Origin of the sequence: Arthrobacter sp. R-11 (assembly GCF_049913155.1) — a bacterium.
Taxonomy (GTDB): domain Bacteria; phylum Actinomycetota; class Actinomycetes; order Actinomycetales; family Micrococcaceae; genus Arthrobacter.
Map to the genome: position 1 here is coordinate 431,786 of NZ_CP183979.1, position 13,755 is coordinate 445,540.

Consider the following 13,755-nt stretch of genomic DNA (forward strand, 5'->3'; position numbering starts at 1 on the left):
GATCACAGTCGGCCGGAGCTCCGTAGCGGAGGTACATGATGGGAATCATTTCGTCCGGTTTTCACGGAAAACGGCAGAGGGGCAATCCGGCAATACCACCCGGGCAATACGAGACAGAAGGCTTTCCGGTGCTCACCGCCGGACCCGCGCCCAACATCCCCCTCGACGACTGGGAATTCTTCATCACGACGGAGACGGGACGGCGCCACACATGGTCCTGGGATTCCTTCATGGCGCTCCCACAGGTGGAGATCCGCACGGACATCCATTGCGTGACCAGTTGGTCCCGATTGGGCACTTCGTGGCGGGGAGTGTCCCTTGATGCTTTGTTCGAGGACGTGCAGACAAGCTGCGAGTTCGCAACCGCCCACTCCTATGGTGGATACACCACCAACGTTCCGCTGGACGACCTTCTGGATGGCCGTGCATGGGTGGCCTGGGAATTCGACGGCGAGCCACTGGAGCGGGCCCACGGCGGACCCGCGCGGCTGCTTGTGCCGCATCTCTATTTCTGGAAGAGCGCCAAATGGATCAACGGGATCGAGCTGACGCAGGACGATGTTCCGGGCTTTTGGGAATCCAACGGCTACCACCTGCACGGTGACCCCTGGCGGGAAGAGCGCTACTCGTGAGGAAGGCCCGATGAGCACCATGTGGCGCGTCGCCGACGTCGTCAGCGGCGTTCCCGAAACCGAAACGTCGAGGACCATCGGCTTGCGGGTGGCCGGCCTGGACGGCTACCTCGCCGGCCAGCACATCGACATCCGGCTCACCGCGGACGACGGATACACGGCAGTGCGGTCCTATTCCGTCGCTTCCGCGCGCATGGACGAAGTCCTCGAAATAACGGTCGACGAACTGGCCAACGGCGAGGTCTCGCCCTACCTCGTCAGGGACCTCGCGGTAGGCGACCAGCTGGAGATCCGGGGCCCGGTGGGAGGCTGGTTCGTCTGGCGGCCGTCGAACCCGAACCCCGTCCAACTCATCGCCGGAGGATCGGGTGTTGTGCCGCTCATGTCGATGGTCCGTGCGCACGAGGAATCCGGGAATCCCTCGCAGTTCCGGTTGCTGTACTCGCTCAAATCACCTGAGACTGGCTTCTATCAGGACGAGCTACGGACGCTGGACCGGGAATCCGCCAAATTCACCGTGGACTACGTCTACACACGCAAGGTGCCCGAGGCTTGGCCGAGCCTACCGGCGCGGCTCACAGCAGAAACGCTGCTGGCCAACATCCTGCCGGCCGACCCCGCTCCGGACATCTTCGTCTGCGGCCAGACGGTATTTGTCGAAACAGTCGCAGAATGGCTCGTGCAGGCAGGTTATCCCGCCGCCACGATCAAGACCGAACGCTTCGGCGGGACGGGAGGAACGCGGTGAGTGGCAACAGCGGCGCGGCTCCGGGCTCTGAAGACCCGCGCTTTGAGGACCAGGACATTGCGGGGACTGCGGGCAATCCGATATCCCATCTCGACGGAAATGCGGTGGCGGGTGCGCTGTGGGAACTGTTCCGCTTCGACATCATCGCGGCGATCGGACGGTGCCGGCACTGCGGCGCTGTCAGCGTGGTCGCCCAGGCATCGGTCTACTCCGACGCGCCGGGAATCGTTGTGCGCTGCCGTTCCTGCGAAGGCGTCCTGCTGCGCCTGGTGGAGACTCCCACCCGGTATTGGCTTGATGTGAGCGGACTCAGCTACCTGCAGATCGACCGCGAGGGCTAGGGCGTTGCTCCTAATGCTGTCAGCCCGAATGCTGATGGCGCGCAGGACGGTGCCGCCCCGGTAGGTGGCTGCGATCTTGTCGCAGCGCAGCGGCTGAATGCGGGCCCACTGCCGGGCCGCCGGCTCAGAATCTAGGAGACACGCCCTAAGCGTGTTTGGGACCGGTAATCCTCGACTTACCTTCTATTGTGTCGCGCTGCGGGGAAGCCGGCGTCGAGGTCCCGCATGAGCGAATCCCATGCTTCCGGGGTGTTCGCCCGAACCTGTGCTGGTGCCGGCCACTGGGGGAGGACTGTCTGGAAGCGTATGCCCCCGAGGGCGAGCTGGGTGGTGAAGGGCCCGGAGCTGCGGCGTTTCATGGTAGTTCGCCACCGCTGAAAGCCAGGGCGTGCACACGCTGGCGTGGGTCCGCGTCGGATGCGTACCCAAACCTCGGCTCTCGGGTGTCGAACCCATCGCTTGGGCCGAATCCTTCGCGAGCCAGGTCGTAGAGCAACTGGTGGTAGCCCGACAGTGCCAGGGGAGGCACTTGATGGAAGGAAGGAAGGGTCGCATAGGGATGGTCAACCCGGAACAAGGCGAGGAGCGCCGTGTCTTCTTGCGCATCGTTCAGTGTCCGGTAGGCGCCGACCGGGCAGGCCGCCGTAAGCGCCTGCGCATAGAGGTTGAGGCGGTCCACCGGCGTGGTGTTGCCTGCTTGACGCCATATGTGGACGACATCCGTGCTGTCCAACATGACCGTGACTCCTTGCTGCTGATCGAGGTGGTGGTACGGGCCCCCGATCCCGCCTTCTGATACACTTAACCTTAGAACTCTAATTTTAGATGTCAATAGACATACAAGATTAGATGTCAAAGTTTTAAAACGCCTACTGCATCGTTTCAAGGGGGTGGCCATGTCCAGTTGGAGAGAGCGGCTCGCGTTCGCGCCGTTGGAGACAGCCGAGCGTGGTGAGGAGATCGCACTTCGGCTCCGTCATTCGATCGAGCTGGGCGTACTCGAAGACGGCGCCCAGCTCCCCAGTGAAAGCGAACTCGCGGCAAGGATGCGAGTCTCCACGATGACCCTGCGAACCGCCCTCGCCGAGCTTCGTCACCTGGGACTTGTGGAAACGCGACGCGGCAGGGGCGGCGGAAGCTTCGTGCGGGCGAACACTGGAGACATCGCCAAGGCCCAGCGGGACACTCTTGCCGCATACTCCCTTGAGGATCTACGCGACATCCGCGAATACCGTGCTGTCCTGGCCGGTTCAGCCGCGGCCGTGGCGGCCGGCCGATCGCAGCAGGTCCCTATCGGACGACTCGCTTCGATGGCGGCGATGATCGCGACGGCGAAGACGCCCGCTGAAATGATGCGGGCGGATAGTCAGTTCCACGTGGAGCTTGCTGCCACGTCAGGATCCGTCCTGTTCACCCGTCAGGAGATGGCTATGCAAGCCGAAGTCGGGGCGTTGGTATGGACCGGGGCTTCTGACCGCCGACGCGTGGCGGCCAAAGAGCACGCGATGATCGTGGACGCAATACGAGCCGGGGACGCCGCTGGCGCCCGGACCCTCGCCGAGGAGCATGTTCGCGGGGACATGAACCGCCTCATCGACCTGCGGTTGTCCATGGACTCTCCGCCGCCAGGCTCGCTGCTTGCCGATGAAGGCATCGATAATGCCATTTCCGCCGTGGAATCGTTCGCATTGAGTTTCGAAGGGGCCGTGGCTGCTTCGATTACGACCGTCGAAGAAGCCGCCCAAGAGGGCCTCGACCACGCAAAGAGAGGCAGGCTGGATGAGCTGGAGAACGTCTACGACGTAGCGCGCGAGAATCTGAAAGCCATGCCGGCGCTGTACGGCACTGGGTTCATAGCCGAAAAAGCCTACTTCGGCGAACCGGGCTCCATCTGGTGCTACTTTCCGTCTGGCCCGGAGTCGCCGCAGCGATTCGAAATGGATCCGGAGTTCTATGACTACTCGACGGCACCATGGTGGCCAGCGTCTGACGCTGATGACACGGTCCACGCCAGCTACGCCTACATCGACGCCCTCGGAACCAACCAGCACGTCATCACCTTCACCAAACGTGTAACCCGGGTGGGCAAGATGGCAGGCGTCGCGGCCGTGGACGTCCTCGTCAGCCGTCTCCAGGCCGAATTCGAACCACTCCTTCGGCTCTTGCCTCCAAATACGTGCATCGTAGACCAAAACGGCGTCGTTATCGCCACCAACACCGCCAGCCTTGTCGGTGGAATCCTCTCCCCCCACCATCAGGCTGAACGGAGAATCGCTCTCCCCTCGGTTCCCTGGAGCCTGTGCCTTGGTGTAAGCGCTGGCGAGAATGCGGCTGTTTCGGCTCCTTGAACTACACGCACCTTCCCCGCACCACAGGGCCCGTCGAATTACATGAATCTGTTTGCTGAACCGGCCGATCACGCCATCGGCCGCTCCCGCGGCGGACTGTGCCTAAACGATGGCGCGGGGTGGCCACCCGCACGACCTGCCGGGGCGGCGCCGTTCTGCGCGCCATCAGCATCTGGCCGGCAGGATTGGGAGACACCTCTCAGGCGTGCTGATGGGTCTCGTGCTCCGAGTGGCTGGCAGGCTCCAGCTGGAAGGTGCAGTGGTCCGTGTCGAAATGCGAGCCCAAGCACGAGGTGAGCTGGTCCAGGAGCCGGTCCGTGCTGGTGGCGTTGAAGATGCTGTCCTCCACCACCACATGGGCCGAGAAGACCGGAACGCCGGACGTGATGGTCCAGATGTGGATGTCGTGCACGCCCACCACGCCCCTCACGGAGAGGATGTGCTCGCGGATCATTCTGACCTCCACACCCTTGGGGCTGGCCTCGAGGAGAACGTCCACGACGTCCCGGAGCAGGTGCCAGGCCCGGGGCAGGATCATCAGGGAGATCAGGATGGATGCAATGGGGTCCGCGGCTTGGAAGCCGGTGACCATGATGATCACGGCAGCGGCGATGACTGCGAAGGATCCCAGCAGGTCGCCCAGCACCTCAAGGTAGGCGCCGCGCAGGTTGAGGCTCTCCTTCTGGGAACCGCGCAGGATCAGGAGCGAGACCAGGTTGGCCACGGCGCCAAGGACGGCCGCGTAGAGCATGGTGTCCGTATGAACCTCGGGGGAGTCGCCGAAGCGGCGGATGGCCTCGATCAGGATCACAACGGAAATGACGATCAGGATCAGCGCGTTTGCCAGGGCCGCCAGCACCTCCGCGCGCTGGTAGCCATAGGTGCGCTGCTCGCTGGGCGGGCGGGTGGCGACCCAGGCCGCCAGCAGTGCGATGAAGACCCCCGCCGCGTCCGAGAGCATGTGGCCGGCGTCGGCGAACAGTGCCAGCGAACCGGAGACGACGGCGCCCGCCACCTGGATCAGCACCACCGCCAGGGTGATGCCAAGGACGGCGATGAGCCGCTTCCGGTGCTTCCCCGTTGCCGTGATGCCGTGCGAGTGGTTGTGGTCGTGCCCCATGGTTACAAGGCTAGTCCCCGCCGGCCTTCGCTAGTCCCAGCCGAGTTCGTGCAGGCGCTCGTCGTCGATGCCGAAGTGGTGGGCGATCTCGTGGACCACGGTGACCGCCACCTCGTCGATTACTTCCTGCCGGGTGGAGCAGATGTCCAGAATGGGCTGCCGGAAGATCGTGATGCGGTCCGGCAGCGAGCCTGCCTCCCACCAGGAATCCCGTTCCGTCAGCGGCACGCCTTCGTAGAGGCCGAGCAGCACGGTGTCCGGGTCTTCCCCCGGCCCCGGGACGTAGTCGTCTTCGATGAAGACCGCCACGTTGTCCATGGCCCTGGCGATTCTGCGCGGGATCAGGAGCAAGGCATCGCTCACCGCCGCCTCGAAGTCTTCCTCGGACATGTCGAAGGGTGCGCCGTCGGGGCGGATAGGCAAACCGGGAGGCAGCTGGGAGGACATTCTTTGACTCTAACCGCTGCGGCCGTTGACGCTGCAGAGTGACGGGGGATACAGTTTTCCGGGCTTGAGTTATGCGTATAACCTACGTATTGCCCAAAGCCCGGAACCTCACCTCCCAGCCCCGCGGACTCCGCAGACAGGTAGCCCCCCATGAGCCGCGTCGGCAACAGGACAGGCCCCACGATGCATGACGTCGCGGCCGCTGCCGGGGTCTCCCAGGCGACTGTTTCCCTGGTGCTCAATGACGCTTCCGGAACCAGGTTTTCCGAAGAGACCCGGCACCGAGTGCAGGAAGCGGCCAAGGAACTCGGCTACCGCACGAACGCCCACGCCAAGGTGCTGCGCGGGGGCGTTGCCGGAATGATCGGCTTCGTGGGGGACTTCGTGGCCACCGCACCTTTCGCCGGCAAGATCATCGAAGGGGCGCAGGCTCGCGCCTGGGAGGCCGGGCTGCTCCTGCTGACGGTGAACACCGGCGGGGACAAGGCCCTGGAAGAGTCCTCCCTGGAGACCATGCTTTCCTACAAGGTCGCCGGCGTCGTCTATGCCGGGATGTATCACCGCGTGCTTGAGGTGCCCGAAGCCCTTGGCGAGGTGCCCGCCGTCGTCCTCAATTCGAGGGACCGCCGCGGCAGGCTCCCCAGCATCGCCCCCGATGAGGAGCTGGGCGGTTTCACAGCCACCAGGCGCCTGCTCGACGCCGGGCACCGGCGGATCGCGATGGTCAACATCGGGATTCCCGACGAGCTCGGGCTGCCGGCCGCGGCGGGCCGCCGCGCCGGCCACCTGCGCGCGCTCGCCGAGGCGGGCATAGCGGAGGACCCGCAGCTGCTCCGCAACGGTGAGGGCGAGGTCCGCGGGGGCTACGCGAACACGCTGGAGCTCATGGCCCTGGAAGATCCGCCCACCGCCATCTTCTGCGCCAACGACCGCACCGCCTGGGGCGCCTACCAGGCCTTGGACTCGCTCGGGCTCAGCGTCCCGGAGGACGTCTCTGTGGTCGGTTTCGACAACCAGGAGACACTGGCTCCGAACCTGCGCCCCGGCCTGACCACGCTCGAACTGCCCTTCGTCGAGATGGGCCGGCGCGCCGTCGAGCTGGTCCTTGCCGGTTCACGCTCCGCCGGTTCCGGCTTCGGCCGCACCGAACTTTTGACATGCCCCCTGATCGAACGCCAGTCGGTCGCGCCACCCAACAAACGGCGCGCCCGGTAACCCGACAAAAAACGAAGGAAACCATGAATCCCACCGAATCCGTTTCGCCGGAGCCGCTCGACGTCGTCGTGGTCGGCGAAGCCCTCATCGACATCGTCAATTCGCCCCAGGGCCAGACCGAGTACCCGGGCGGTTCCCCGGCGAACGTCGCCTACGGCCTGGGCCGGCTCGACGTAAGCGCCGGCCTCCTCACCGCCGTCGGGCGCGATTCCCGCGGCGAGGCCATCGCGGCGCACCTCGCGAGTGCGGGGGTCGTGCTGCTGCCCGGGTCCCAGTCGCTGGCGAAGACGGCGACGGCGACCGCCGAGATCGCGGCCGACGGTTCTGCCGAATACACCTTCGACATCGAATGGGCGCTGCCTCCGGCTACCCTCCCGTACGCGCCGAAGATCCTGCACACCGGTTCGATCGCGGCGTTCCTGGAGCCCGGGGCCGCCGTGGTGCGGAACCTGCTGGAACAGGCCCAGGGCGGCTGCATGGTCACCTTCGACCCCAATATCCGCACGGACCTCCTCGGCAGCCACGCCGAAGCGCTCGGGATCTTCGAAGGCCTCGTTCCGTTGTCCGACGTCGTGAAGCTCAGCGAAGACGACGCAGGCTGGCTGTACCCGGGGAAGTCGCTCGAGGAAGCCGCCGAGCGCATCCTTGGCCTGGGCGCCGACCTAGCCGTGGTCACCCAGGGCGGCAAGGGCTCGCTCATGGCAACCCGGGCCACCCAGCTGACCGTGCCTGCAGTTCCTTCGGTGGTGGCGGACACCATCGGCGCCGGAGACTCCTACATGTCCGCCCTCATCATGGGGCTGCTGCTGCGCGGCAGCGAAGGTCTTGCCCCGACGGTTCTGGAGCGGATCGGCCAGACGGCCTCGATGGCCGCCTCCATCACCGTCAGCCGGCCCGGCGCGAATCCGCCCACGCACCGCGAACTGCTCGCTGGCATGGCGCGCTAGCCAGTCCCAGGCGGTGCCGTTCCAGGCGGTGCCGTTTCCTAGCGGGAGCGGCGCCGCGTCAGCCCGACGCCCACCAGGCACACGACGCCGCCGATGAGTCCCCAAATGCTCGGGACCTCGTTGAGCAGCGCCCAGGAAATCAGGATGGTGGTGCCGGGGACCAGATAAGTGGTGGCGGCAAGTTTGCCCGCCTCGATGAGCGACAGGGCGTATGCCCACGTAGTGAAGGCGATGGCCGTGGGGAAGACGCCCAGGTAGACAAGCCCCAGTGTGGCCGGGAGTGGGGCTGCCTGGACTTCGCCCACAAGCTGGCCCGCCCAGGGCAGGCAGCAAAGTGCGCCGACCATGATCCCGAACCAGGTGGCCTGTGCCGCGGTGAACTTCCGCAGCACAGGCTTCTGGACAATCACGCTGACCGAGGCGAGCACCGCGGCAAGCAGGCACAACAGCACTCCGGCGACATCCGCCGTCGAGCGCTGCCCGGAACCCAGGGCGATCATCGCCACCCCGCCGAATGCCACTGCGCTGCCGATGATCAGCCAGCGCGGGAAACCTTCCTTCAGGATGAATCCGGCCAGCACCGCGATCAGGATCGGGGAAACGTTGATCAGCATGGCGCTCGTCCCCGCGTCCAGCATGTGTTCGGCCGCGTTGAGCGCCACGTTGTAACCAGCGAACCACATCACCCCGTAGGCCAGGACCGGCCACCATTCACGGCCCTTCGGCCAGGCCCTGATGGTGGGCAGCACCACCGCGCCGAGCGCGACGGCGGCCACCACGAGGCGGCCGAGCGTGAGGGGGCCGGGGGAGAAGCTTGGCCCTACGGCCCGGATGCCGACGAAGGCCGAAGCCCAGAGAATGACGGTAATGACGACGGCGGCGACGCCGGCTTTGCTGATGCCCTGGCTGCCGGTGGGCGCCGTGTTTTGGGGAGTGGTGGGGATGCTTGTGGCCATGCAGCCAAACTATCCCCGCGGACCGACATTTGGCTCGCGATTTTCGGACGTCCTGCAGCAAGAAACTGCCAAGCTTGCGGGGGCTCCAAGCGGGCCTGCTGACCTCGATTTGGGAATATCAGCTCCCATGCTCTAAAGTTTTAGAGTCCAGTTCGGACGAGCGAACATCAGGAAAGATTCCTAGGGATCCTTTCTGCCGCAAATCCGGATTGTTCCAGGCCCCCATCGTCTAGCGGCCTAGGACACCGCCCTTTCACGGCGGCGGCACGGGTTCGAATCCCGTTGGGGGTACGCAAGGAACTGGTCAAAGCAGTCTGAAAAGTCTGGTAGGCTGGAAGCCTTGAAAAATGCGGTAGAGATACTGCAAACAAGCAAGGCCCTGTAGCGCAGTTGGTTAGCGCGCCGCCCTGTCACGGCGGAGGTCGCGGGTTCAAGTCCCGTCAGGGTCGCTCTGGTGGCCGGAAGAGATTCCGGCTATCACGGTGATAAAACACCTAAGGCTCTGTAGCTCAGTTGGTAGAGCGTTCGACTGAAAATCGAAAGGTCACCGGATCGACGCCGGTCGGAGCCACCAGCGAGAACCCCGTAGTTTCCAGTGTTTATATGGAAAATGCGGGGTTTTTTCTTTGCCCGGCTGGGACGAGGATTCAGTCCAAATCAGTCGGAATCAGCCGAAATCTGAGTCGGGCCTCTGGTATTCCCTTGGTAGAGATTCACGTGGTCGGTGTCGCAAATCATGACGGCTGCCCAACCGTCGGAGACTCATGGCGCCCGTCATGTACCGGGCTCCACGGTGAGCTTGGCCGGACCGGCTGCCAATAGGACCCGAATCACAATCAATCACGGAATAAAATTTCCATAATGTGGAGCTTTCGAACCCGTACGCGACGCTGGCCGCTATCACCGCCGGGCGGAGTTTAGGTCGCGCGGGGGTCACCCCCCACCCCCTGCGTTCCGCTCGAGTGGAGACGGAGAACAACGGCGTGGACAACGTTTACCACATCACCGCCGGGAGGAGTTGAGGTCGAGCGGGGGTTACCTCCTGCCCTCGGCCATGGGGCCGCCGCGTGATCCTGACCGGTGCACCGCTGGTGCTGTCCCGGCGCATCGTTCGTAAGACCACCGAAAGATAACGGGTCCAGGAACTTGCCTGTCGGGCGGATCTTCGACCGGGCTGGGGTCACTCCCACCCCCTCGTGGACCGGTCGTCAAAGCGATCCAACACGGCTGGCACGGGCCCCGACTTGAACTGGGTCGGCGTCGAGATGTGTAGTCCGTGGACATCCTGTTGATATTGCGGTCCCGGAGCGCAACGGCAAGGGCGTGGGTGCTGGAGTTTAGGTCGGGTGGGGTTACCACCCGCCCCTGCGTCGGCCCGAGTGGAAACTAAGGACAACGGCTTGGGCAACGTTTCCCACAGCAATGTCCACTCACTGAAGACGTCAAGTCAGCACGGTGGCCGAATTGCTGACAAGCGTAGTGTCGAAATGCCGCCGCCGCTCATGCGGCGGAAGCACGTTTTGCAGCATATTTCGCGACGTAGGCCGAGGCGCGGCTGAGGCTTTCGCTGTCGTCGTTGAAGAGTCCTAGTCCTTGGTTGCAGTTTGTGCAGAGTAGGCTGCGGATGCATTTGCCGCATGACGCTTCACCAGGGCAGCACTCGTGGTCGTGGTCTATGGCCAAGCGGGTGTGGCCTGCCTTTCGGTAACAGATTTCGCAGCAGCCGTTCTGGGCTTCGAGCAGGGCCTCGTACTGATCGAGGTCGAGGCCGTATTTGGCTTTCATCCTTTGGGATGCTTGGCATCGCCGGCAAATGTAATTCAGCCTGTCCCGCGAGCTGGAAGACTTTGTGAAGTCAGATTCCGGCTTCCATTCTTGGCACTTAGTGCAGAGTTTGTTTCCGTCCGGGTCCCGGTCCAGCACTGCCGTGCCGCGGTGGGGCTTCGACTCAAAAGGGGTGAGCGGCAGGCCGTTGCGCCCCTGCCTCCAGTGCTGATGGCACAAGCCCTCCCCGCCGGGGGCATCGTTGTACCTGCAGCCAGGGAATCTGCACCGGGTGACTTCCCCGCGCTTGCGCATTGCTTTGAGCGGCGTCAGCTCCTTCTCCCCACGGTGCTGGCCGTAGTGCCCGCCGCACAGGCCGAGGGTCTTGTTCTTGATGGGCAGGCCGCACAGTCCATTGTCGGAGCCGGGGCCAATGCACGGGCCGTCGGGAGTGTTGACCTTCCTGATTGGCTTGAGGATCCCGTTGTTCTTCTGGAATTGCCTGTCGTGTGGTGCGCACAGGAGCGTGTCCCGGGCTTCGGCGAGGCGGCCGCACAATTCGTCGCCGTCACGGCCCGGGCCCCAGCAGATTTCCGTCAACGGCGGGAGACGGAGCTCGATGGGGCTCATGGAGCCGCGGCGCTGCAACTGGTCGTAATGGGTCTTGCAGACGCCCTCGTCCTGCCCGACCGGGCGGCTGTACACCCGGCGGCCGCAGGGGCCGCCATCCTGCGCTGGTCCGATGCACGTTGATTTTTCTGTTCTCGTCCGGAGCGGCTGAAGAGGCTTGTTCTTCTTCTTTTGAAGAGCGTGAGAGGCGCACAGCTCCGAAGTTTTCGTGTCGGTGGGCTTGCCGCAGAACTGCTGGCCGTTCCGTCCGGGCCCGATACAGGCGCGTGGTCCGGTCGACGCCGGCCTTTCAGGCTCTTCCTGTACGAAGACTTCGCCTGAATCGGTGAAGCCGGCCGATGCGGCTTCGCTCCTGATCTCCGCCACCGTCATGTTGTCTGTCCTTTCTCCGGCGAGCATACCTATGTATCACTAGTGGAGCAGACAAGGCTGACATTATTAGTTGGCATGGATTCATGCCCACCCGCCCGCACCAGTCCTCCGAGGAGCAGACGCAGCGGTGGACCGAACGCAGGACGCTGGTCGGAGCACGAATCAGGGAACTACGCCTCGGGCAGGGGCTCTCACAGGAAGCGCTGGCGCTGGAGTCCGGACTGAGCCGCAACATGATCATCGGCATCGAATGGGGCCGGAAAAGCGTCGCCTACGAGCGCCTGTGGGACATCGCTGCTGTCCTTGAATGCGATATCGAGGAGCTTTTCGTCGCCGCGAACCGGCCCGCAGCAAGCAGCCCGTACCGCGGCGGGCGACGCGCAATGCAGAAACCCGACGCGTAAGGCCCGCGCGGGCACCCCCCGACCGGTTACCTGGGGGTCTTCGGGTGATTTTGTTTGCCAAGGTCAAACTTCAAAACGTCGGTTTCAGCGCGGACTTCCCAGTGTCGAGTTTCCGCGACCGGGCTTCGGAAGCCAGCCTTGGACCTGGGGCAATTTGGCAATGCCCCTGCAGGTGTTTCCTATCTGCTTTCCTTTGATTCCTCCAAAGGGCTGGGAAGCAGGGCGCGATCCATGGCGACGGTTCGCCAGGCTGAAGGCGTGGCGGGCAGGCCGTGCATCCCCGCCACCAAAGCAGTTCGGGGGTGGTCGCACAGACCCAGTCCGTAAGGTGGAACGGATGGCTTGCGAGGAACCGCGCGGCCTCATCGCGCCGGGCCCGGTTGACCTTCCCTGTTACTGGCTGGAGGTAGTTCGGTCGGCAGCACGTGGGGTTATTGCAGACGTGATCCAGTTCCTGGCTGTTCCGGTGGGTGCCGATGAACACCGCGAAGGTAAACCGATGCCGGCAGTAGCCAGCCTGTCACCTAAGTGTTGAAGTCGAGACCGAGACGCTAGCGCCATAGCCTGTCGCTTCCAGCAGTGCCACTGTCCCTTCGGCGGACGCATTTCGATCAGTGAAAGGTCCGACAACCGTGCCACGGATCGGAAGCGGATGCGGCGTAGGGGTGGGGCGCGCCGCTGGGTCGTCGGTGCCAGTGAGCACAAGGTAGGGGGTAACTCCTGTTGCGCCATGCCGGAAGTGAATAGCTGCGGATGATGGGGCCTGAATCAGAATACGGACCTCTTGTTCCTCGGCGAAGCTTGGCTCCTTGCAGTGCGCTAAACCTTCATTGATAAGCAGTGCGTTTGCTCGGTCAAATTCATTGGCGCGGGATGGGCTTCTTCCGTCGAGCGGAGCCTGATAGGCCACGGAGGCTAGGGTCTCAAGAATCAAATTCGCCTGTTCTTCGCGGTCGTAGAGTACCTTTCTCCAACCATGCGGGATGGTGTCGATAGTATTCTCCTTGGCTTCCGGGCTTAAGATCGCCAGCTTTTTCTTCGGGTCAAGAGTGATCGCGTGCCCATGGGATCCGCCGTACGCCCGCCACTGTGCGAGTGAGTGGGCGGCCATTGAGGCGCACAGGACAAAGAGACCTGGGCGTGTAGCGGTCACGTCGGAAATGTCCACGATTCCCTTCAGGTACTCCTTCTGCACCGGATGGACAAACCGAGAGTCCAGCACTTCGCTGAGAATTTGATCGAGGAGTTCACGTCCGTGTTTGTACTCGGCTGAGTCGTTCAACGCTCCAAGTGACGTGGCCCAAAGGGTGTGGCTGGTGATAACCCCGATAAAACCGCTGGCGTCCGTGTAATGCCAGAGTTCTTTAGTCTGATTATCCAAACTCGGGGCAGATGGCCGCACCGCCCAAACCCCTCCACCGGGGTCCTCGGTGGAGCCTCCTGAGAGTTCTGAGCCTTCGGCGTCGGTTCGGGGAGTGTTCTCCTTCGTGTCCTTCGGTTTCCCTTGCACGTTCTCAGATTCGGAACCGTTCGTTTCGGTTGGAGTGGCAAAGACAGTCAACTCACCCATCTCCTCTAGAAGCTCCTTGGCAGTCATGGTTTTTGGTGGCGGGAGCCGTAGCTCACCTGAGCACGAAGGATCTTCCATTTCGCGACTCACGCGGTTCTCCTTTGGGTAGGTTGATACGTCCGTTCAACCCTATGGAAGCAGAGTGGGAGGCCAATAAATAGCGTGTAACAGGGGAGTTCGATCACCATGAAATGCGGGCTGCGTACGTTGCCGGCCTCCCGGAAAGGTCTTGAAACATAGTCCAGAATTGGTGGGGTTATA

General features: G+C 63.6%; 13 protein-coding genes, 3 tRNA genes and 1 pseudogene. 11 read left to right on the plus strand and 6 right to left on the minus strand.

The features are described 5' to 3' along the window. The first annotated feature begins 128 nt into the window (after window positions 1–128). From ACN9M4_RS01910 to ACN9M4_RS01920, 3 genes are read left to right on the plus strand one after another with little or no spacing between them, the layout of a single operon-like run. A complete protein-coding gene (locus ACN9M4_RS01910; RefSeq protein WP_426301846.1) occupies window positions 129–632 on the plus strand; it encodes a molybdopterin-dependent oxidoreductase in 504 nt (167 codons plus the stop codon). Between the two features lie 10 nt (window positions 633–642). Further along, on the plus strand, window positions 643–1,380 hold the full coding sequence (locus ACN9M4_RS01915) for an FAD-binding oxidoreductase (protein WP_426301848.1): 738 nt from the start codon (window positions 643–645) through the stop codon (window positions 1,378–1,380). Then, window positions 1,377–1,721 (plus strand): DUF6510 family protein, encoded by a 345-nt coding sequence (locus ACN9M4_RS01920; protein ID WP_426301849.1) that lies wholly within the window; start codon window positions 1,377–1,379, stop codon window positions 1,719–1,721. The genes ACN9M4_RS01915 and ACN9M4_RS01920 overlap by 4 nt, the downstream gene beginning before the upstream one ends. A gap of 355 nt (window positions 1,722–2,076) precedes the next feature. Here ACN9M4_RS01920 and ACN9M4_RS01925 read toward each other — a convergent pair whose 3' ends face one another. Beyond that, window positions 2,077–2,457 (minus strand): hypothetical protein, encoded by a 381-nt coding sequence (locus ACN9M4_RS01925; RefSeq protein ID WP_426301851.1) that lies wholly within the window; start codon window positions 2,455–2,457, stop codon window positions 2,077–2,079. Between the two features lie 160 nt (window positions 2,458–2,617). Here ACN9M4_RS01925 and ACN9M4_RS01930 point away from each other — a divergent pair, with 160 nt between their 5' ends. Next, window positions 2,618–4,069 (plus strand): GntR family transcriptional regulator, encoded by a 1,452-nt coding sequence (locus ACN9M4_RS01930; RefSeq protein WP_426301853.1) that lies wholly within the window; start codon window positions 2,618–2,620, stop codon window positions 4,067–4,069. A 33-nt stretch (window positions 4,070–4,102) separates the two neighbouring features. After that, window positions 4,103–4,195: pseudogene (locus ACN9M4_RS01935) on the plus strand (IS5/IS1182 family transposase); the annotation flags it as partial. Between the two features lie 73 nt (window positions 4,196–4,268). On the opposite strand, the gene ACN9M4_RS01940 reads toward ACN9M4_RS01935, so the two are convergent. Together ACN9M4_RS01940 and ACN9M4_RS01945 are read right to left on the minus strand one after the other, a co-directional pair. Continuing rightward, window positions 4,269–5,189 carry a cation diffusion facilitator family transporter gene (locus ACN9M4_RS01940; RefSeq protein ID WP_426301855.1) on the minus strand — a complete coding sequence of 307 codons (921 nt, stop codon included), beginning with the start codon at window positions 5,187–5,189 and terminating at the stop codon, window positions 4,269–4,271. A 30-nt stretch (window positions 5,190–5,219) separates the two neighbouring features. Then, window positions 5,220–5,636, minus strand: a complete 417-nt coding sequence (locus ACN9M4_RS01945; RefSeq protein ID WP_426301857.1) for a metallopeptidase family protein — start codon at window positions 5,634–5,636, stop codon at window positions 5,220–5,222. 150 nt (window positions 5,637–5,786) lie between these two features. Here ACN9M4_RS01945 and ACN9M4_RS01950 point away from each other — a divergent pair, with 150 nt between their 5' ends. Then, a complete protein-coding gene (locus tag ACN9M4_RS01950) occupies window positions 5,787–6,851 on the plus strand; it encodes a LacI family DNA-binding transcriptional regulator (protein WP_426301859.1) in 1,065 nt (354 codons plus the stop codon). A gap of 23 nt (window positions 6,852–6,874) precedes the next feature. Further along, entirely contained in the window at window positions 6,875–7,798 is a 924-nt protein-coding gene (locus tag ACN9M4_RS01955) for a carbohydrate kinase family protein (RefSeq protein WP_426301861.1), read from the plus strand. 38 nt (window positions 7,799–7,836) lie between these two features. Here ACN9M4_RS01955 and ACN9M4_RS01960 read toward each other — a convergent pair whose 3' ends face one another. Beyond that, window positions 7,837–8,754 carry a DMT family transporter gene (locus tag ACN9M4_RS01960; RefSeq protein ID WP_426301863.1) on the minus strand — a complete coding sequence of 306 codons (918 nt, stop codon included), beginning with the start codon at window positions 8,752–8,754 and terminating at the stop codon, window positions 7,837–7,839. A 218-nt stretch (window positions 8,755–8,972) separates the two neighbouring features. Here ACN9M4_RS01960 and ACN9M4_RS01965 point away from each other — a divergent pair. The 3 genes from ACN9M4_RS01965 (at window position 8,973) to ACN9M4_RS01975 (ending at window position 9,328) form a co-directional block, all read left to right on the plus strand. Further along, window positions 8,973–9,045 (plus strand) — tRNA-Glu (locus ACN9M4_RS01965). Window positions 9,046–9,129: 84 nt separating this feature from the next. After that, window positions 9,130–9,203, plus strand: a tRNA-Asp gene (locus ACN9M4_RS01970). 49 nt (window positions 9,204–9,252) lie between these two features. Next, window positions 9,253–9,328 (plus strand) — tRNA-Phe (locus tag ACN9M4_RS01975). Window positions 9,329–10,254: 926 nt separating this feature from the next. Here the strand turns inward: ACN9M4_RS01975 and ACN9M4_RS01980 are convergent. After that, the gene (locus ACN9M4_RS01980) at window positions 10,255–11,520 is read right to left on the minus strand and encodes an endonuclease VII domain-containing protein (RefSeq protein WP_426301865.1); all 1,266 of its coding nucleotides are present in this window, start codon (window positions 11,518–11,520) and stop codon (window positions 10,255–10,257) included. Window positions 11,521–11,603: 83 nt separating this feature from the next. On the opposite strand from ACN9M4_RS01980, the gene ACN9M4_RS01985 reads away from it, so the two are divergent. Continuing rightward, the gene (locus ACN9M4_RS01985; protein ID WP_426301867.1) at window positions 11,604–11,924 is read left to right on the plus strand and encodes a helix-turn-helix domain-containing protein; all 321 of its coding nucleotides are present in this window, start codon (window positions 11,604–11,606) and stop codon (window positions 11,922–11,924) included. A 520-nt stretch (window positions 11,925–12,444) separates the two neighbouring features. Here ACN9M4_RS01985 and ACN9M4_RS01990 read toward each other — a convergent pair. Beyond that, the gene (locus ACN9M4_RS01990) at window positions 12,445–13,584 is read right to left on the minus strand and encodes a DUF2971 domain-containing protein (RefSeq protein ID WP_426301869.1); all 1,140 of its coding nucleotides are present in this window, start codon (window positions 13,582–13,584) and stop codon (window positions 12,445–12,447) included. Window positions 13,585–13,755: the final 171 nt, after the last annotated feature.

Excerpts from the sequence above, each read along its gene's own strand:
- ACN9M4_RS01930 (WP_426301853.1), top strand. The coding sequence starts at position 2,618 with ATGTCCAGTTGGAGAGAGCGGCTCGCGTTCGCGCCGTTGGAGACAGCC.
- ACN9M4_RS01985 (WP_426301867.1), top strand. The coding sequence starts at position 11,604 with ATGCCCACCCGCCCGCACCAGTCCTCCGAGGAGCAGACGCAGCGGTGG.
- ACN9M4_RS01940 (WP_426301855.1), bottom strand. The coding sequence starts at position 5,189 with ATGGGGCACGACCACAACCACTCGCACGGCATCACGGCAACGGGGAAG.
- ACN9M4_RS01955 (WP_426301861.1), top strand. The coding sequence starts at position 6,875 with ATGAATCCCACCGAATCCGTTTCGCCGGAGCCGCTCGACGTCGTCGTG.
- ACN9M4_RS01915 (WP_426301848.1), top strand. The coding sequence starts at position 643 with ATGAGCACCATGTGGCGCGTCGCCGACGTCGTCAGCGGCGTTCCCGAA.
- ACN9M4_RS01945 (WP_426301857.1), bottom strand. The coding sequence starts at position 5,636 with ATGTCCTCCCAGCTGCCTCCCGGTTTGCCTATCCGCCCCGACGGCGCA.
- ACN9M4_RS01960 (WP_426301863.1), bottom strand. The coding sequence starts at position 8,754 with ATGGCCACAAGCATCCCCACCACTCCCCAAAACACGGCGCCCACCGGC.
- ACN9M4_RS01925 (WP_426301851.1), bottom strand. The coding sequence starts at position 2,457 with ATGTTGGACAGCACGGATGTCGTCCACATATGGCGTCAAGCAGGCAAC.
- ACN9M4_RS01980 (WP_426301865.1), bottom strand. The coding sequence starts at position 11,520 with ATGACGGTGGCGGAGATCAGGAGCGAAGCCGCATCGGCCGGCTTCACC.
- ACN9M4_RS01950 (WP_426301859.1), top strand. The coding sequence starts at position 5,787 with ATGAGCCGCGTCGGCAACAGGACAGGCCCCACGATGCATGACGTCGCG.